This is a genomic window from Cystobacter fuscus (assembly GCF_044360685.1).
GTDB lineage: Bacteria > Myxococcota > Myxococcia > Myxococcales > Myxococcaceae > Cystobacter > Cystobacter fuscus_C.
This window is the reverse complement of sequence record NZ_CP043491.1, coordinates 4,716,280-4,732,468: the sequence shown is the minus strand read 5'-3', so window position 1 is coordinate 4,732,468 and position 16,189 is coordinate 4,716,280. Positions and strand designations below refer to the sequence as shown.

Annotated in this window: 19 protein-coding genes; 6 read left to right on the top strand and 13 right to left on the bottom strand. The window is 65.5% G+C overall.

All coding sequences use genetic code 11. The features are described from left to right. Window positions 1–79: 79 nt before the first annotated feature. The 4 genes from F0U63_RS19500 to F0U63_RS19485 form a co-directional block, all read right to left on the bottom strand. Complete coding sequence (locus F0U63_RS19500; RefSeq protein ID WP_395847438.1) at window positions 80–400, bottom strand: hypothetical protein; 321 nt, start codon at window positions 398–400, stop codon at window positions 80–82. Between the two features lie 641 nt (window positions 401–1,041). Continuing rightward, window positions 1,042–1,767: a double-CXXCG motif protein gene (locus F0U63_RS19495; RefSeq protein ID WP_395847437.1), complete on the bottom strand. Its 726-nt coding sequence runs from the start codon at window positions 1,765–1,767 to the stop codon at window positions 1,042–1,044. A 24-nt stretch (window positions 1,768–1,791) separates the two neighbouring features. Beyond that, window positions 1,792–2,499, bottom strand: a complete 708-nt coding sequence (locus F0U63_RS19490; RefSeq protein ID WP_395847436.1) for a TIGR02269 family lipoprotein — start codon at window positions 2,497–2,499, stop codon at window positions 1,792–1,794. A 271-nt stretch (window positions 2,500–2,770) separates the two neighbouring features. Further along, a complete protein-coding gene (locus F0U63_RS19485) occupies window positions 2,771–3,343 on the bottom strand; it encodes an imm11 family protein (protein ID WP_395847435.1) in 573 nt (190 codons plus the stop codon). 111 nt (window positions 3,344–3,454) lie between these two features. On the opposite strand from F0U63_RS19485, the gene F0U63_RS19480 reads away from it, so the two are divergent. Both F0U63_RS19480 and F0U63_RS19475 read left to right on the top strand, forming a co-directional pair. Continuing rightward, entirely contained in the window at window positions 3,455–4,213 is a 759-nt protein-coding gene (locus tag F0U63_RS19480) for a hypothetical protein (RefSeq protein WP_395847434.1), read from the top strand. 103 nt (window positions 4,214–4,316) lie between these two features. Beyond that, the gene (locus F0U63_RS19475; RefSeq protein ID WP_395847433.1) at window positions 4,317–4,979 is read left to right on the top strand and encodes a hypothetical protein; all 663 of its coding nucleotides are present in this window, start codon (window positions 4,317–4,319) and stop codon (window positions 4,977–4,979) included. Here F0U63_RS19475 and F0U63_RS19470 read toward each other — a convergent pair. The 3 genes from F0U63_RS19470 to F0U63_RS19460 all read right to left on the bottom strand — a co-directional run bounded on the left by F0U63_RS19470 (window position 4,966) and on the right by F0U63_RS19460 (window position 8,356). Further along, window positions 4,966–6,225, bottom strand: a complete 1,260-nt coding sequence (locus tag F0U63_RS19470; RefSeq protein WP_395847432.1) for a peptidoglycan recognition family protein — start codon at window positions 6,223–6,225, stop codon at window positions 4,966–4,968. The two genes, F0U63_RS19475 and F0U63_RS19470, sit on opposite strands and share 14 nt — an antisense overlap. A 166-nt stretch (window positions 6,226–6,391) precedes the next feature. After that, window positions 6,392–6,733, bottom strand: a complete 342-nt coding sequence (locus F0U63_RS19465) for a double-CXXCG motif protein (RefSeq protein WP_395847431.1) — start codon at window positions 6,731–6,733, stop codon at window positions 6,392–6,394. 246 nt (window positions 6,734–6,979) lie between these two features. Then, window positions 6,980–8,356, bottom strand: coding sequence for a hypothetical protein (locus tag F0U63_RS19460; RefSeq protein ID WP_395847430.1), 1,377 nt, complete (start codon window positions 8,354–8,356; stop codon window positions 6,980–6,982). 277 nt (window positions 8,357–8,633) lie between these two features. Here F0U63_RS19460 and F0U63_RS19455 point away from each other — a divergent pair, with 277 nt between their 5' ends. Further along, complete coding sequence (locus F0U63_RS19455) at window positions 8,634–9,413, top strand: hypothetical protein (RefSeq protein ID WP_395847429.1); 780 nt, start codon at window positions 8,634–8,636, stop codon at window positions 9,411–9,413. A 22-nt stretch (window positions 9,414–9,435) separates the two neighbouring features. Here F0U63_RS19455 and F0U63_RS19450 read toward each other — a convergent pair whose 3' ends face one another. Further along, window positions 9,436–10,227 carry an alpha/beta fold hydrolase gene (locus tag F0U63_RS19450; protein WP_395847428.1) on the bottom strand — a complete coding sequence of 264 codons (792 nt, stop codon included), beginning with the start codon at window positions 10,225–10,227 and terminating at the stop codon, window positions 9,436–9,438. A 114-nt stretch (window positions 10,228–10,341) separates the two neighbouring features. Between F0U63_RS19450 and F0U63_RS19445 the strand changes: the two genes are divergently transcribed. Then, entirely contained in the window at window positions 10,342–11,241 is a 900-nt protein-coding gene (locus tag F0U63_RS19445; protein WP_395847427.1) for a LysR family transcriptional regulator, read from the top strand. Between the two features lie 41 nt (window positions 11,242–11,282). Here F0U63_RS19445 and F0U63_RS19440 read toward each other — a convergent pair whose 3' ends face one another. Continuing rightward, on the bottom strand, window positions 11,283–11,801 hold the full coding sequence (locus tag F0U63_RS19440; RefSeq protein ID WP_395847426.1) for a hypothetical protein: 519 nt from the start codon (window positions 11,799–11,801) through the stop codon (window positions 11,283–11,285). A 238-nt stretch (window positions 11,802–12,039) separates the two neighbouring features. Here F0U63_RS19440 and F0U63_RS19435 point away from each other — a divergent pair, with 238 nt between their 5' ends. After that, window positions 12,040–12,795, top strand: coding sequence for a methyltransferase domain-containing protein (locus tag F0U63_RS19435; RefSeq protein WP_395847425.1), 756 nt, complete (start codon window positions 12,040–12,042; stop codon window positions 12,793–12,795). A 20-nt stretch (window positions 12,796–12,815) separates the two neighbouring features. Here the strand turns inward: F0U63_RS19435 and F0U63_RS19430 are convergent, their stop codons facing one another. The 3 genes from F0U63_RS19430 to F0U63_RS19420 all read right to left on the bottom strand — a co-directional run bounded on the left by F0U63_RS19430 (window position 12,816) and on the right by F0U63_RS19420 (window position 14,885). After that, a complete protein-coding gene (locus F0U63_RS19430; protein ID WP_395847423.1) occupies window positions 12,816–13,208 on the bottom strand; it encodes a nuclear transport factor 2 family protein in 393 nt (130 codons plus the stop codon). Between the two features lie 243 nt (window positions 13,209–13,451). Further along, on the bottom strand, window positions 13,452–14,414 hold the full coding sequence (locus tag F0U63_RS19425; protein ID WP_395847422.1) for a C1 family peptidase: 963 nt from the start codon (window positions 14,412–14,414) through the stop codon (window positions 13,452–13,454). Between the two features lie 39 nt (window positions 14,415–14,453). After that, window positions 14,454–14,885 (bottom strand): protease inhibitor I42 family protein, encoded by a 432-nt coding sequence (locus tag F0U63_RS19420; RefSeq protein ID WP_395847421.1) that lies wholly within the window; start codon window positions 14,883–14,885, stop codon window positions 14,454–14,456. A gap of 377 nt (window positions 14,886–15,262) precedes the next feature. Here F0U63_RS19420 and F0U63_RS19415 point away from each other — a divergent pair, with 377 nt between their 5' ends. Then, window positions 15,263–15,436 carry a hypothetical protein gene (locus tag F0U63_RS19415; RefSeq protein ID WP_395847420.1) on the top strand — a complete coding sequence of 58 codons (174 nt, stop codon included), beginning with the start codon at window positions 15,263–15,265 and terminating at the stop codon, window positions 15,434–15,436. A 2-nt stretch (window positions 15,437–15,438) separates the two neighbouring features. Here F0U63_RS19415 and F0U63_RS19410 read toward each other — a convergent pair whose 3' ends face one another. Next, on the bottom strand, window positions 15,439–16,050 hold the full coding sequence (locus F0U63_RS19410; protein WP_395847419.1) for a GNAT family N-acetyltransferase: 612 nt from the start codon (window positions 16,048–16,050) through the stop codon (window positions 15,439–15,441). Between the last annotated feature and the right edge of the window lie 139 nt (window positions 16,051–16,189).

The window sequence follows — 16,189 nt, the reverse complement described above, 5'->3', positions numbered from 1 at the left end:
GAGTCCCATGACACCTTCCCCTTGCCAGACTCCAGGTGCTCCGCCTCCTGCGTCCACACTCGTGTCTGTCCAACATGCTCTATTGCCGCTCCAGTTCCCCGTCCCAATCAGCCAGCAATCCAGACACCGCGTGGAGGCTGGCGCTGGAACAACGCTCGAAGTCCCTCGGAGGAAGCGCGGCGAGGTGCTCACGCAGGAAGTCCGGGTCGCTGAGCACCTCGGGGTGCTTCAAGTCGTGTTTCAGTTCCAACAAGACGGGAATGAAGCGGAGCACGGCCTCCATGCACTCTTCCCGGGTGGCGCGCGCCATGCGCTCCACCGTCAAGGCCAGGTGCTCGCGCACCGAAGCGGGGCCCCCGGGGCACCACGCATCCAGCGTCTTGCGGTAGAGGGAGTCCATGAGTTCCTCCAGCGAGCAGTCCCGCCACTGAAACGCCCAGAACGCGTAGCGCGGGGCCTGGAGCACGTCCCAGAAGCGCAGCAGCGCCGCGAGCCGTCTGGCGATGCGCTCCGCGCTCTCCGGCGGAGACAGGAGAGGGTGTCAAAGAACTCGGGGGACACGGCCCGGCGCAACACGCAGCGGTGAGCCTGCCCCGTTTTAGTGGCTCTCCTGCACTTTATGTGCTCGACGCCTAGAACCTGCTCGCCGTTGGCATGGTTCGCGAGCGGGCGAGCCCGGAGAGGGTGTCAGAGAACTCGAGCGACGCGACCTGGCACCACCCGCGCCGCGAAGGAGAAAGGCGGAAAGGGCGCTGAGACATCCCGCGCCGCCACCTCTCGGAACGCCGCGACGAAGGTCTGGTACTGCTTACGCAACTCCCTCAGGGCCTGGCGCGTGGAGGCATGCCCCAGAGGCCGCAGGCTGCGCTTGAGGCGCTCGGGCCGGGTATGCGGATGCTGGGCCCTTACCGCTCTCTCCCCGAGCTTCCTGGAGGTGACTCCAGGCGTCAACGACCCTGACGGAGGGCACCTGCCCACTCCCTCAACACGCCTCCCATCCTTCTTGGACGCATACTCGGTGGGTGTAGCCCAGTGTCGGGCTCAGCGGGCCTCCAGTTCCTTGAAGACGACCCCATCCAGTTCCAGGCGACGTACCGCGTCCACCAGGCGCTCGTTGGCGATGATGCGCGTCGAGGCGTCGGCCAGCCGGAAGATGTCCACATGCCGCGGCAGTGAGGCCGCGTCGAGACAATACGGGTCTGGGACGCTGTGGCCCATGGCGACACCACAGGTGGGGCACGGAGGATTCGGAGGCGGTAGGCAGTCCGGGTGGAACCGCCCGTGGATTTCGAGCTGGATGTCCAGCAGGTCGGGGGCGTGTCTGGTCCGGAATCGCACTTGGGTGGGGCAGCCGGTCAGGCCACGTACGCCCGCGCTCTGCAAGCGCTCCAGGGCCTCGCGGCGCATGCAGAGGGACCAGGGGTTCTGCATGACGAGCTGGCCGAAGTAGCCCAGGCCGCTCCCCTGCAGCGGGCCAAAGCGCGCTCCCGATGTAAGCACTGCATGGGCAGGCGCCAGGGGCCGCACCAGCTCGCGCAGCCGGATGAACTCCTCACGAGAAACGGGCCAGGCATCTGATAGCTTCCTCTGGTCCTGGGGCGGCAGAGCCGACAGGTCCACGCAAGGGTATTGGCCCATCGTATACTCCTCTGGCGGCAAGTCGCAGACAGGGCAACGCTCCACACCAGGCAGCCCCCACTTGTGGGCAGCGTTCAGATTGCCCGTGTAGCGGGTGGACGGATCTCTTTCCAACGCGTAGAAATTCATGTGGTTGAGTCTCAAGTCCGGAGTTCAAGGCGCGAGGAGTTGGGGTCCAGGGGCGGGCACCGGAGCGTGGTACGGCCTGATGGGACCGGCGATGTCGAAGCGCAAGGCCAGCTCGAAGGCCTTCCGGATCAGGACCTCCCGTGGCACATAGCCTGGATTGGCATTGATGTATTGCCGCCACGCCTGATTCCACGGGCCGCCATTCGCTCCGTGATGGATGCGCAGGTGCACGTGTTCCGGGATCCGCATCGTCCACTCGTGGATGTTGATACCGCGGGCCCTGAACCATGGCCTGAACTCCTGCGCCTGGGGAAAGAGGTGGTGCTTGATGAGCTTTCCTTCGAGCTGGGGGAAGGCGGGGAGGAAGCCCTGGCGGTAGCGGAAGTGGAAGGTCATCCGGGGCTTGGCGTCCTCCCGAAGCCCCGCGCGCCTCCAGTTGCGCTGGGCACTGGGTGCGCGAAAAGGCGGGCGAGGGAATCGTGCCAGCTCCGCACCATGCGCCAGGGGCCCTTGCGTGAGCGCCTCCGGGTCCACGTCCGCGCAGTCGAAGAAGGCACACTCGCCCTCGTCACAGGCGAGCACGACGCACTGGTCGGCATCCACGTCGTCGCAGGTGGTGGTGTCGTCAGGCTCGGCGCCCTCCAACGCGGGCTGCGAGGTGGCGCACGCGGCCAGCACCAGCGCGGAGAGGAACAGCGGCAGCAGGGGTCGGGGCCGGGGGGCTCGGGTCATGGGGACGCCGAGTCTAGGGTGTGCAACGGCTGGATGTCATACGAGCAGGGAAGCACCCGGGTGTCCGTGCCGGGACCGCCAGAGCCGCTCGCACCTCCTCTGCCGTAGTGTGCAGCGTCTCGGCAACAGTGGGCGCGTGCCATGTCTCCACTACCGTGCCCTCGGGATGCATGCCGGAAGCGTACGCCTCGGATGAGCTCGCCCTGATGCTGGAGGAGGCCAAGCGGCTGGCGACGGCACTGGAGGACTCCAAGCTGCACGAGACCATCCGCTACACCTCCCTGAACTTCGTTCCCGTGGCCCCAATGCGCTCCATGGCCCCTTTTACCTCCTCGGAGACGATGAGCGCGATGGTCCACCCCCAGGTGCGGAAGAGCTTCGCGGCACCGACCGTGGAGGGCTCGATGCGCATGCCGTGAACACCCTGGTACTGACCTACCTTCTCGGGCCGTCCATCCTCCGGCATCCAATAGGACACTTCCTCGGACGCTTCGTCGTCGATGCACTTCACCACGTGGGTGACGTTCAGGATGTAGAACGGCTCCGGCTCTCCGCCAATGTCTACCGGAAAGAGCTGAATATCCTCGGGGGCAAGCTCTTCCAGGAGCGAGGCGACCTTGGCGTGGATCACGGGCGCAACGCCGATACCCGCGAGGGAGAAGTCCAGTGGCTTTCCCGGAATCGTCATGGGCACCTGGAGCTGGCCATCGACGCGCACTGGGACCCCGTTCTTGAACATCCAGGGATCCTCCACTTCCCTCCCCTGCTGATCCACGGGGACACCCAACACCCATCGTCCGGGAACGCTGACATCATCCATCAACCTGAAATAGCGCCTGGGCATGGTGGAACTCCTAGCGCGGTGCGCCCTTGGTGATTCGACAGGACCTGTACTTCACCTTGACTTGTTGGGTCAAATCCGTTCCGCTGGTCGCTGAATGAAGAGGGCGCGCACGTGGCGAATGACCAGAATGGCAAGGACGGTGGACGGGGGCGGTTCGAACGGGGCGCGGCCTACGACGAGGTAGGGCCCGCCCTGGGCCGCCTCCACGACGCGTGGGACGTAGAGACAGGGCGGCCGGCCTTACAACTGCTGGCCACGGACCGCGTGGACTGGCAACCCGAAGGGCCCTGGCGGGTGACCCTCCTGTGCGAGCCGCATCCGGCCTCGGTGACACTGAGGGTGGAGGAGTCACCCGCGTCCGTGCCCGTCTCGGATCTGGCGGACCTCCTCGTGCTCACCACCGCCGCCGTCACGCGAGTGGAGGACAGTCCCCGTCTCCGGGACCACCTCGCCTCGGGCCTGTCGCTCCCAGTCCCACCCAGCTCACGCCGGAGCCCGAGGCACACCGTCACGAGCTGGACGGGCCTCGGGCTGGGTCTGGGCTTCTGGCTCCTGACGAGTCTCTCCGAGCCCCTCCCTCCTCCCGTGGAGGAGACACCCGACGTCTTCTTCCAAGAGGACGCCTCGTCCCTCGTGGACCTGGAGGCGTCCGACCCGGTGGCCCTCACCTACCCCCTGCCCGCCAAACCCTTTCGCAATCAGGCCGTGCCCCCCTGCAAGACCAACAAGGGCGCGGTGGAAATCAAGGGCGGGTGTTGGGTGGAACTCGCTCAAAAGCCTCCCTGCTTCAGCGACCAGGCCGAGTACCAGGGCAAGTGCTACCTGCCCGTCGCCAGGCCCCAGCGGCTGCCGCAATCCGCCGAGCCTTGACGGAACCACCCGTGGCGGACACAGGAGCGAGTCTGGCGCTCTTTTCCTTTTACCCGGTTGGGAGAAGGGCCTCCCTGAGGCATGCTGGCTGTGGGAGCGTGCAATGAGCATGATCGAAACCCCTTCGAGGCTCGAGTCACTTGAACATGAGCAGCAACGATTACGCCGGCAGGTGCGCTGGGTGCTGGGCTTGGCCCTCGCAGGACCCCTTCTCGTTCTGGGGGCGGACCTCGCGCTGTCGCGAGCCTCCGGGGGGACCCCAGGCGAGTTGCGCGTAAGCCGACTCGTCCTCGTTGATGGAGCGGGCCGAGCGCGGGTGGAGTTGGAACTTGCTTCGGACTCACAGGAACCCCGGCTGGTGTTCACGCATCCGGACGGAAAACCCTGGGCCACGCTCGAGGTCGCCGCGCTCCCCGGCGCGCCGAAAGAGCGTCGACAAGCCACGTTCACCCTTCATGATGAGACGGGGGTGGCCAGGATTGGGATGGGCGCATCCAGTCAGGACAGTGGCGTGGCCCTCTATCAGTCGCAGGGCACGCCGGGACTCGCGCTCTATCATTCGCAGGAGTCTCGCGGGCTGGTCGTCTTGAACAGCCGCGTGCCGAGGATCCACCTGCGCTACAATCAGCACGACGACTCGGAGCTCTCCGAGCTGCTCTTCTGGGACGAGCAGAAACGGGTCCAGGTCGATGTCACCGCGGGTCGTGGCGGGACGTCCATGAGCCTCCAGAATCCGGACGGTCAGCGGGTCTTCAGTGCCCCCTGAACACCTTGTTAGGGCTCGGCGGCAGGTGGAGGGCGAGGTGCTCGGCGGCCTTGAGCTCCCTCTCGGCCGCCTCTATCTCCACGAGGAAGTCACCGGCCTTCTTTTTCATGGAGTCGATGTAGAGGCTCAGGTTCGCGCCCGGACACACCTTGGGAGCGCCATCCCGCTTGACCTCGGAGTGCCGCAAGATCCTGTTCGAATCGATCTTGTACTCGAGAACGAGGTGGTTTAGCAGCCGCTGAAGGCTCTCGAGTTGTCGCGCCGTGGGTTTGTCCGGATTCCAGCCGTTCTCCCACCTGTTCTCGAAATCGCCGCACAAGACAATCCCGATCGATCCGTAATCGGGGTCCTTCTTCTTGTCTTTGTTCCCCTCGAACTGCCCCGCGTGCGCCCCCATGGCCCCAATGATGCGGCCCTCATTGATAGTGCCGTCCGAGGTGATCACGAAGTGATAGGGCATGTCGGAGTAGCCGTCCTTCATCTCCTTGACTTGTAGCTCCTTGACCGTCTGTTTGAGCGAGTCCGTCGTATGATGGACGACGATGTTGGTGAGAGGCAGAGGCGCACCAGCGGGATATTCATACCAGTCCTTGTCCTGCTTGCGCGCAAGGGCGCCCCAGGCGGCACGAGAGATCACGGACACCGTGGCATTGGCCTCGACCTCCAATCGCTTCACCTTGGCGGCAGCCCAACGCTTTCCCGCAGTGGCCGCGATGGGATCCAACTCGGTGATCGTCTTGGTGACACGCGCGAGGGCGCTGGGCTGAAAGAGGAAGCCAGGCCGGAGACTGACGTCGAGGGCTGGCATGGTCAGGAGCGCCGCGTTCATCATCTGAGCCAGTTGGGCGGAATTCAGCTCCTTGAGCAAGGTCTGACGATCCGTCTCGCTGAAGGTGGTCAGAGGGCCAACGGCCAAGGGCCAGAATCCCGACTTCACGAAGGTCCTGTACTGGGCCACGCTGTTCGTTGAAGCATTGAACTTCGGGGAGACATATTGGATCAACTCCTGGGACACGTAGCCCTTGTACAGCTTGCCGCCTACGTTCGCCTCGAGCTGGAGCCAGCCCTGCTCGCAACCACTTACCGTGACGATGGTGTCTTGGGGAATGTCAATGATTCTTCCAGTATAGGTCGCGCGAGGATTCTTGACGGGTTTCTCGCGGAGCACCGCGCTACTGGGGAGAGTCCTCCCAATCCAAGGATATGAAGAACGGTCACCCGAAGCAGACCCCTTCTTGCCGCTCATCGCAGACCCCCCTTTGGTAGGCGCCTTCATCGACCTGACGTCAATGCATGTAGCGTAGCACGAAAGCGCTTCGCCTGTGCGGCTGACAGCCCCATCCAAGCCTGAACGAGCCACGCCTTCCCTCCTTCTTGGACGCATACTCGGAGGGTGTGATCCGGGGTCGGGCTCAGCAGGCCTCCAGCTCCTTGAAGACGACCCCATCCAGTTCCAGGCGGCGTACCGCCTCCACCAGGCGCTCGTTGGCGATGATGCGCGTCGAGGCGTCGGCCAGCCGGAAGATGTCCACATGCCGCGGCAGTGAGGCAGCATCGAGACAATACGGCGCTGGGACGCTGTGGCCCATGGCGACACCACAGGTGGGGCACGGAGGGTTCGGAGGCGGTAGGCAGTCCGAGTGGAAGCGCCCGTGGATTTCGAGCTGGATGTCCCGCAAGTCGGGGGCGTGTCTGGTCCGGAATCGCACCTGGGTGGGACAGCCGGTCAGGCCACGTACGCCCGCGCTCTGCAAGCGCTCCAGCTACCTCTCCTCCTCCCCCAGTCCTTTCCAACACGCCAGGGGCGCCAGCTCCAACGCCACCGGCTCGGCCTCCTCTCAGCGAAGCGCCCCTCCCCCACTGCCAGCTCCTTGCTTCCCCTCTTGCTCCAGCGCTTCGTCCAGTTGAACTACCGGAACACCCGCCGCGCCGGCTCCAGCAGCTGCGGTTGTGCCGAACCGGGCAACGAGGGCACAGAACTCGCGCGACCCACTCATCTTCTACGAATCGTCTGACCCCCTTCGGGAGGCTCCCGGTAGATGCCATTGCAGTCGGAGACGCGGCTCTCCCTCCAGGGTCCAGCGGACCTGCAGTCCGCCCATCAACCGAGGATCCTCCGGGAAACCGCTTCGCTTGCGCTCCACCAGGGCCTCGAAGAAGGGCAGCAACACCTCGCGCACCTCCCCCTGAAGCGCTCGAAGGGCCGCCCGGGTGGCCTCCACCCTGTCCTTTCCAGGCTCCCAGGTGTCGAGCACCACCGCGTTCCAGGTGGTGACCGCCAGCTCGAGCATTGTCATGAATTGGTCGGGGTCCAGCTCCTCGATTTCTGGAATGAGCGGCTCGACGAAGGAGATGAGCGTCTGGGAAATTTTGTGACGGGGAGGGGGTGGTACCCGGGGCGGAGGCACGGTACCCGGCGCGACAAGCCGAGGACGCCTCGGCGGAGACCCGGGCGGGGGACTCCTCGCGGTGAAGAGTGGCACGTGGGCACGGAGGTGCGCACTGACGCGCATCCCACCCAACGATGCCTCTTCTCGAAGCTCGAGCTGTTCCGGCGACAGCCGTGCGAGGGCTCGGGAGAGCGCGAGGAGCGTCAACAGATCCTCCCGGCGCAGGGGAACGAAGTCTCCACCCGACAAGCGCAGTGGGGAGGGAAACATGGGAAGGCCGGTGAATCGGCGAACCTCGGCGCGCACCCAGGCGGGCTCCTCCTCGAAAAGCAGGGCGAGGCTCTCCTGGTGGAGCGACTGCCTCATGCGTTCGTCTTCCGGGAGTTGCCCCAGTCGCATGATGGATCCGGGTTGTTCGTAGAGCGCGAAGCCGAACTCCTCGCCCCCATTGCCCAGCACGCACAACTCGCGCCAGCCAGGGTCGGGGCCCTCCAGCCGCAGCGTGAGCACCTCGATGTTCGTCCACAGCTCCCAGGGTTGAGCCCGCCACAGGGCACCGGCCGCCTCGACGAGCTGCGGGAAGAACTCGGGTGGAACATCCTTCGGGCTCAGCGGACCCCATTGCGTGGAGAGCGCCATCATGGCGCGTAACGGGAACAGCTCCCGAGGCACGGGGCGCGAGACGAAACCATACGAGGCCCCAGCACGTGCCAGCCGGGGCTCGCAGTAGAGACGGTGGCCGGGGAAAAGGGGGGCCAACCGGGCCAGTCCCCTGGCGTCGCTCTCCGCCACCTCCGGAGGGTGGGCTGTCCCCTCCCCGTGCAGGGCGAAATAGACGAAGCACCGGCCCTCCTGTGTTTCCATGGGTCCCAGCTTGAAGACATAGAGCGCACCGGGCTCGAGGCCCGGGAGCCTGGGTTCCGTGGAACGGGAGGCCTGGCGCCCGCGGAAGGGCACCACCTTGTCATCATCCGACTTGGAGTCCATGGCGCTTCACGCTACCAGCTCCGGGACCCGGAGATGACCAGAAAAGTCATGTCGCTGGAGTGACTCCCGCAGTCATACCCTCGGACAGGGGGTCGGACTCGACTTTCCCGCCTCCCACAACCCCTGCCATACCGGGGAGATGATGCCCAGAAAGACCGAACCTCCCAGGACCCATGGTCCACCTTGACTTGAATGGTCGAATCCGTTCCCCTGGAGACTCAGGAGATGGGCGCGAGCACCGTCGTCTGGTGCATGGGGGCCCATCCAGGAGCCGCGCATGGCGAACGAGAAGAACGGGACAAAGGATGGGGCGGGGTCCTTCCAGTGGGGCAAGAGCTACGAGGTGGATCCCCGCCTGGGACGCCTCCACGAGGCGTGGAACGTGGTCACCGGCACTCCGGCCCTGACGCTCGTCCCGAGGGGTGACGTGGCATGGCAACCCGCGGGGCCGTGCCGGATGAGTCTCATCTACGAGCCGGAGCGAAACTCCGTGACACTGGACGTGGAGCAGGCGCCCTCCTCGGTGCAAACCTCCGAGTTGACCAACCTCTTCGTCCTGATGACTGGCGCGCTCCAACGCGTGGAGGATGATGTCCAGGTGGATGCTCACCTCGCGGGGGGGCCGGTCGGGGCTGGGGTGCCTGGGGCCTCGCCCGTGCGTCGGGTCTGGCGTATCAGGACGGGACTCGCCGCCGCGGGGGTCGCCGTGCTCGCGGTGGGCCTTGGTGTCTGTCTCTACTCGAGGCTGGACGCCGCGCACACCCATGTCGGCGATCGCGTCTGGGCCATCGAGGATGCGCTTCGACGGGAGACGGACTTCATCGACCTGAGCAATCCGGATCGGGAGACCATCGCCTATCCTCTCCCCGAAAAGCCCTGGACGAAACAAGCCGTGCCTCCCTGTGAGACCAACAAGGGCGCAGTGGAGATCAATAAGGGCTGCTGGGTGGCGTTGGAGAAGAAGCCCCCCTGCTTCAGCAATCAGGCCGAGTACCAGGGCAAGTGTTACATGCCCGTGCGCAAGCAGGATCCCGTGCCGCAATCCGTGCAGCCGTGATCTACCTCTCCTCAACAAGCCTTCAAGGCTTCCCATGCTCCTCGTCGACGAAGCGGCGGATGTGCTTCACCAGCGCGTCCGGCGACTCGAGCATCGGCAGGTGCCCCGTGGCCGGCAGCACCTCCATCCTCGCCCCCTGAATCCGCGCCACCACCTCGCGCTGGAGTGTGTCGACCGGCTCGACGTGGTCTGCCTCGCCGACGATGACCAGCGTCGGCACATGGATGTTCTGGAGGTCAGCAGACACGTCGTCGAGCATGGCGACCTCGGTCCAGCCGGCCCGCGCCGGTGGCGCCCCGCGCAGGCTGTCCTCCATCACACGCGAGCGCTGCTCCGCCGACAGCGGCCGGCCCACCATCACGCCGATCGCCTGCTCGACGCCGGCCGGCGACTCGTAGATGTGGGTCATCGACCGGCGCGCCTCCGCGGGCACCGCGAGCGGCGTCGCGGGCGCCGGCGCCACCAGCACCAGCGCGCGCAGCCCGGCCGGCCGCCGAGACGCCACGAGCTGTGCCGTCTTGCCGCCCATCGAGTGCCCGACCAGCACGTAGTCGTCGAGGCCGAGCGCGCCGATCACCGCTTCGCAGTCGTCGGCCAGCTGACGAATGTGATACCCCTCCGGCGTGGGTGCCGCCTCCGAGTCACCCCATCCCCGGTGATCGTAGGCGATGCAGCGATGCGAGCCGCGCAGCTGTTCAATCACCTCTCGCCATGTTCTCGAGGAGCCACCCCAGTAGTGAAGGAAGACCAACGCCGGTCCCCCGCGCCCCTCGTCCGTCACGCTCAGCCGCAGTCCATTTGCCTTGATGTGCATGCGCCTACCTCCTGCACCTCAAGCTATTCCCCTTGGCTCCATCCATCATCGGCGCTCTGGTTCCGGGACTCCGCACTGCGAGTGCATAATCGGCGAATGGACCAGGTTGAGAGCATGAGGGTGTTCGTGCAGGTCATCGGCAGCGGCAGCTTCGCTGGCGCCGCGCGACAGCTGCGCCTGTCTCCCGGCATGGTCGGCAAGCACGTCCGAGCCCTCGAGGACCGCATGGGCGCGATGCTGCTCCATCGCACCACGCGTCGGCTTCGGCTGACCGAGGTCGGCGAGCGCTACTACCGTCGGTGCACGGCAATCCTGGCGGACATCGACGACGCCGAGCGCGAGGCGCGCGCGCGCCAGTCCACGCCACGTGGCCTGGTCCGCTTGACCGCACCGGTGTCGTTCGGCGTGCTCCACCTCGCCGCGGCACTGGGCGACTTCGTGGCCGCGCACCCGGCGGTCACCCTCGACATCGGCTTGACCGATCAGTTCGTGGACCTGGTGGCCGAGGGCTACGATCTGGCACTGCGCATCGGGCAGCTCGGCGACTCGAGCCTGATGGCGCGGCGGCTGGCGCCCTGCCGCATGGTGGCGTGCGCATCGCCCGAGTACCTGCAACGGCACGCGGCCCCCGAGTCACCGGAGGCGCTGGCACGACACGACTGCCTGTACTACACGGCGACGGCGGGGCCGGGCCGATGGCGCTTCGTGCGCAAGAAGCGCGTGCACGTCGTGCAGGTCACCGGCGGTGTCATCGCCAACAACATGGACCTCCTGCGTGTGTTCGCCGTCAGCGGACACGGCATCGTCCTCGGGCCCACGTTCGTACTCGGCGCCGACCTCGCCTCCGGACGCCTGGTGCCGGTGCTCGATGGGTACGAGCTGCCCGCGCTCAACATCCATACCGTCTATCCGCCCGGCCGCAACGTGCCAGCCAAGGTGCGTGCGGTCGTCGACTTCCTGGCCACGCGGTTCGGACCCGAGCCGAGCTGGGATCGCTGGCGCGGCCGGACCTGAGTAACGGACGTAAGCGCCGAGGGCCAATGCCCGGAGGGCCATCATCCCGGGTAGAAGTGGAAGGCCCAGAAGCGATGGGTGGCGTCCCAGGAAGCACTGTTGATGATGACAGACTTCACCTTGCTCTTCTTGGGCGGCGTGTACTCGACAGCCAGGGCGATGTTCGTGAGGGTCTGGTTGGTGGCCGGGGTGGTCTGGAGCGCCTGGCAATGGGGAACGAGCGCCTGGGCATAGGCGATGACGTCGTCCCGGGTCCAATCCTTGGGGAACGTGGTCCCGGCAGCGCCCGAGTAGTTGCCGGGCCAACTGGGGGTGTGCTTCTTCTGGTGGGAGTCGATGATGATGCTGAACGAGGCCTGGTTCGTGTGTTGAATGACGTACTCGTTCTCCTTCCAACCCGGGGCGAAAGGAGCGCGGGGCGCGGCGGGCGTGTCGTCGAAGCGATCGTTGTTCTTCCAGGGCTTGTTGGTCTTGGGGTTGTTCGCGGGAAGGTTGTGGGGGGGTCCGGCGGTGACGTGGTCGTCAGGTACCCAATGCCCGTTGATGTATGTCCAGTTCATGAGACAGCCTCCTGTGAGTCGGTGGGTTCTGCCTCCGGAAGACGGACGAGGCGCGAGCGTGTGAACCCAAAACCCTCCCAGGACCCTCTGAACCGTTTCCGTCCCCGTTGCCGTCTCAGGGCGATCAGGCGGACGCTTGTATGGGTGGACGGTCGAGCCGCGACATGATGCCACACCCGGTCAATCCTCGAGGGTTCGCGAGCCTCGGGTGATATCCGACGCGAGGACAGGAGGAGTCATGAAGAACCTGGCGGAAGAGTGGACGCGCCGGTTGCTCGTCGACGCGGGAGTGCGCGAGGGCATGCGCGTGCTCGACATCGGCTGTGGAGCGGGCAACGTCACATTCCTGGCGGCGGAGCTCGTTGGGGCTCAAGGGCGGGTGGTGGGCATCGACCGGGATGCGGCGCCGCTCGAGGTGGGACAGCAGCGCGCCCGCGACCTCGGCCTGACGCACGTCCACTTCGTGTGCGCGGACCTGGCCTCACCGCTGGGCGAGCACGGTCCGTTCGACGCGGTGATCGGACGGCGCGTGCTGATGTACCAGCCGGACGCGGTGGCCAGCCTCACGCGGCTCGCCGACGCGCTGTTGCCCGGGGGCCTCATCGTCCTGCAGGAGCATGACTCGACGGGGATGCCCATCTGTCTGCCGGAGCTGCCGCTGCACCGGCGGGTGAGCGGCTGGATGTGGGAGACGGTCGCGCGCGAGGGGGCGGACCTGCGCATGGGCCTGCACCTCGCCCCGGCGCTGGTGAAGGCCGGGTTCAAGGTCGAGCGCGTCCGCGCCGAGTCCACCGTCCTCACGCCGGAGCAGTCGCATCCCATCGGCCACATCCTGCGCGCCATGCGCGGGCGCATCGTGGAGAAGGGGGTCGCGACGGAGGAGGAGCTCGCGCTGGACACGCTCGACGAGCGGCTCGCCGAGGAGATGCGGGCGGCCAACGGCACCTGCCTCTGGGAGATGGTGTTTGGCGCCTGGGCGCGAAAGGCCGGCTGAGCACGGGGCCCAGCGGAGCCTCAGCCGAGCCTCGCCAGCGCCGCGCCCATGGCGGACACCACCGCGTTGAGCGCCTTCAGCGGCCGGATCATGACCTTGAACCGGGTGATGAGACCGCTCTCGTCCCATTCGACGATGTCGACGCCGTTGACCTGAATGCCACCGTCGAGTGCGCACTCGAACTCCAGCACCGCGGAGCGCTCGCCGCGCCACTCGCTGACGTAGCGGAAGGCGGGGCCGCCGAGCACCTCCGTGGCGGCGGTGAGATACTTCATCGTCACCGCCTTGCCCTCCTGCGGCGTGTGTACCGCGGGGCTCTGGAAGACGACGTGGTCGGAGAGCAACGCGTCGAGTGCCTCGCGCGTTGGCGCGGCCATGTATGCGTGCCAGCCGCGGATCGGATCGACCGCCATCAGTTCCATCCTGGGAGAGGAGGCGAACTCGGGCAACGCCGTCGCCTCCGTGGTTTGCCTGATGTTCTCACCTCCGGCGAATGCGGACAAGCAGTCCGCGAGCCGGGTAGCTGGGTGGAACTCGTGAAGAAGCCCCCCCTGCTTCAGCCATCAGGCCGAGTGCTTCTAGGTTCTCACGAGTGATGACTCGCTGTCGGCTGTAACGCGGCCTTCACGAGGAAGAGGGATGCGGCGTGATCGAACTCAGCGGGCATACATTTCACCGGGTGAATAGGCAGCACGGATCCACGACGCCTCCGTTCCAATGGAATTGACCTGGTACTTGATCCACATGTACCCATTCAATCCCCATTTCACCCCCCAGGAGTTGCGAACCAGCCAGGCCCCCTTCACATCGTCCCAGCCGACGATGGCGACCGCGTGATTGACCGGCCCTTTTTCGTCCTGGTTGAACACGCCCTCCGTGTAGGCCTGCATCGCCAGGGTAGCTCTCACCGCGCTGACGATGGGGCCGTATCTGCAAAGGGCATCCTTGATCGCGGGAGTGCTGGGAATCACTTCCTCGGCATTGACATAGTCCCAGGACAGGGCACGCATCTTCCCCGAGGGAGGGGTGCAGTCGGAACGTTGCCCGAGATAGGGCTCGACCTCGGCGCCCACGGCCCCCTTGTTCGTGAGGACCTTGTAGGCGTCAGTCACCAATCCCCCGTTGCAATCACTCGATTCCGAGGCGCAATTCAAGACGTTCTGCTCCGAGACAGGAACGTACTTGCCATGTTGGACGGAGTAACTCCCCTCGAAGGCCGCGGCGGCGGCGAAAGCCCAGCAGGAAAAGCATTGACTGCCTTGATCCCGGATGTCGCCAACGTGGCCCTCTGTCCGCCAATCCCACTGGCCCGCCTTGGGGTCACATCGGGTATTCCACGGCCCGCTGAGGGGTTTGCTCGCGGAAACGAGCTGTATCCTGGGTTCCTTCGTTTGCTCACGCGGCTGCCGCGAACTCATGGTCCTGAGCGGAATTCGCGGGGGAAGAGGGCGCTCGAGAACCTCTGTGTATTTCACATCGAATGTCCAGCCGCGCTCCTTCCGAAGACGTTCCAATTCCGCCAGCCGTGCGTGGGTCTTGGGCGGAGCACCTGCCGTAGCACATGCGGAGAAAGAGAACCCCAGGGCAATAACAAGCAAGCGCTGGAAAAAGCGGAGCATGGAAGAAACTCCTTGAGAGTAGACTCCGCTACGTCCAGGCTATTTCGCCGCGACCGCGAGCTGGACACTGAAGGTCTTCTCGGGGTTCTGCTTCTCCCAGGGTCTGGCCTTCCTGAACTCCAGACTCACGTCCCCTTTGGATACCGCCTTGAAGCGAAAGACCTGGACTTCACGCAGTCCAACCATGCCTGCGGAGCTGTTCTGGGCTTGAGTCTGGGGCTGTGCCACTTCAGAGCCCAGAAACTCCAGGTTGACGGGAGTGGCGCCAGCAAGGTGCCAACTCGAGCCCGAACTCATGTGGACATTGAGGCTGACTTTGACGGTGTCTCCAGCACGGAGCTTGACCGGGCGTGTCATCGTCTCGTCCACGCTGACCTCCGTCTCGCCCACACTTGCCTCCGGTGGATTGCTACAGGCCAGCAGCAGGAGCGTGGGAAGCGCGACTCGAAGATGTCGAAAAGCCTTTTCCATCCCGACTCCGGTCGTGTTTCGATGCACCACCACAACAAGGATGGAGGATTGTCGCGACGATACAGAGCGCGGTTGCTTCTTCCCCCTGTCTCTTGGCTCTCAATAACTTCAAGGGTTTACAAGCATCCCTGCCCTTGCCACAATCCATACGAAACTCAACTAAATCCCGTATACCCGGACAGAGTAGCTTGATTGGCAGAATGGGTCAAGCATGCACCTGTTTCCCGGCTCTCCGCAGGTAGCCTGATTCGGTGATTCACCAAGTAGGGTCATCCTGCCAACGTCTCCGGTAGAGTTGCAAGTCCGAAATCCACTCCCCGGGAGATGATGCCCGGGACGAGACCGAACCTCTTGGGAGCCATGGTCGATATTGGCTGGTGGTGCGGGGCCTGGCCGTCCCCATCACCTCGCTCTGGTTCGCCCTCAAGCCCACGTTCGGAGTGCTCCCCGCCACACGCATGCTGGCCCTGGCCTGCTGCGCCATCGGGCTGGTGTGTACCCTCCTGCTGCGCGAGACGTTCCACCGGGACCTCGACTTCACCGAGTCCTGAGTTCACCGAGGGGATGTATTCTTGTTGGCCTCTCCTTGGGAGCCGACCCGAGGCGGAGCCGGCCGCCACTCCGGCCGTAGCAGCCCGTACAGCACCGCGTCCTGGAGCTCGCCGTCGAGGAAGTAGCGCTGACGCTGGTAGCCCTCGCGCTGGAAGCCCAGGCCCTCGAGCACCTGGATGGAGCTCGTGTTGCGCGGGTCCACGTCCGCCTCCAGCCGGTGCAGCTCGAGTGAGCTGAAGCCGAACTCCACCAGCCGGGTCACCGCCTCGCGCCCGTAGCCGTGGCCCCAGTGCGCGCGGCTCAGCGCGTAGCCGAGGTTCGCGCGCCGGTGCTGCTCGCTCAGCGCCGACAGGGTGCAGGTGCCGATGATCCGGTCGTCCTCGCGCCGGGCGAAGCCCCACTGGAAGATCGAGCGCTCGGCGAAGTACTTGTGGATGTTGCCCAACAGCTTCTCCGCCTGTGCCCGCTCGGTATACGCGGACCAGCTCCAGTAGCGTGTCACCTCGGGATGGGAGAAGAGTTCGAAGAGCGCGGGAATGTCCGCCTCCGTCATCCAGCGCAAGCGCAGGCGGGGCGTCTCCAGGGTGGGCAGGCTCGAGGCACCGGTGAGCATGATGTTCCCCAGCCTAGAGCGCTCGCGCCTCCAAGTGCACCCACGAAGCTCGACCAGGGAATGGCTAACCCCTCGTTTCTTCAGCACTTCTCAGCCCCACGCAACATCGCGCCTCATTTGCCGAGAATAGAGAGCTCGT

Coding starts and splice junctions, on each gene's coding strand:
- F0U63_RS19425 (WP_395847422.1), bottom strand. CDS start 14,414: ATGCTCCGCTTTTTCCAGCGCTTGCTTGTTATTGCCCTGGGGTTCTCT.
- F0U63_RS19420 (WP_395847421.1), bottom strand. CDS start 14,885: ATGGAAAAGGCTTTTCGACATCTTCGAGTCGCGCTTCCCACGCTCCTG.
- F0U63_RS19490 (WP_395847436.1), bottom strand. CDS start 2,499: ATGACCCGAGCCCCCCGGCCCCGACCCCTGCTGCCGCTGTTCCTCTCC.
- F0U63_RS19485 (WP_395847435.1), bottom strand. CDS start 3,343: ATGCCCAGGCGCTATTTCAGGTTGATGGATGATGTCAGCGTTCCCGGA.
- F0U63_RS19470 (WP_395847432.1), bottom strand. CDS start 6,225: ATGAGCGGCAAGAAGGGGTCTGCTTCGGGTGACCGTTCTTCATATCCT.
- F0U63_RS19430 (WP_395847423.1), bottom strand. CDS start 13,208: ATGGCGGTCGATCCGATCCGCGGCTGGCACGCATACATGGCCGCGCCA.
- F0U63_RS19500 (WP_395847438.1), bottom strand. CDS start 400: ATGGACTCCCTCTACCGCAAGACGCTGGATGCGTGGTGCCCCGGGGGC.
- F0U63_RS19460 (WP_395847430.1), bottom strand. CDS start 8,356: ATGGACTCCAAGTCGGATGATGACAAGGTGGTGCCCTTCCGCGGGCGC.
- F0U63_RS19445 (WP_395847427.1), top strand. CDS start 10,342: ATGAGGGTGTTCGTGCAGGTCATCGGCAGCGGCAGCTTCGCTGGCGCC.
- F0U63_RS19455 (WP_395847429.1), top strand. CDS start 8,634: ATGGCGAACGAGAAGAACGGGACAAAGGATGGGGCGGGGTCCTTCCAG.
- F0U63_RS19435 (WP_395847425.1), top strand. CDS start 12,040: ATGAAGAACCTGGCGGAAGAGTGGACGCGCCGGTTGCTCGTCGACGCG.
- F0U63_RS19450 (WP_395847428.1), bottom strand. CDS start 10,227: ATGCACATCAAGGCAAATGGACTGCGGCTGAGCGTGACGGACGAGGGG.
- F0U63_RS19495 (WP_395847437.1), bottom strand. CDS start 1,767: ATGAATTTCTACGCGTTGGAAAGAGATCCGTCCACCCGCTACACGGGC.
- F0U63_RS19410 (WP_395847419.1), bottom strand. CDS start 16,050: ATGCTCACCGGTGCCTCGAGCCTGCCCACCCTGGAGACGCCCCGCCTG.
- F0U63_RS19440 (WP_395847426.1), bottom strand. CDS start 11,801: ATGAACTGGACATACATCAACGGGCATTGGGTACCTGACGACCACGTC.
- F0U63_RS19475 (WP_395847433.1), top strand. CDS start 4,317: ATGAGCATGATCGAAACCCCTTCGAGGCTCGAGTCACTTGAACATGAG.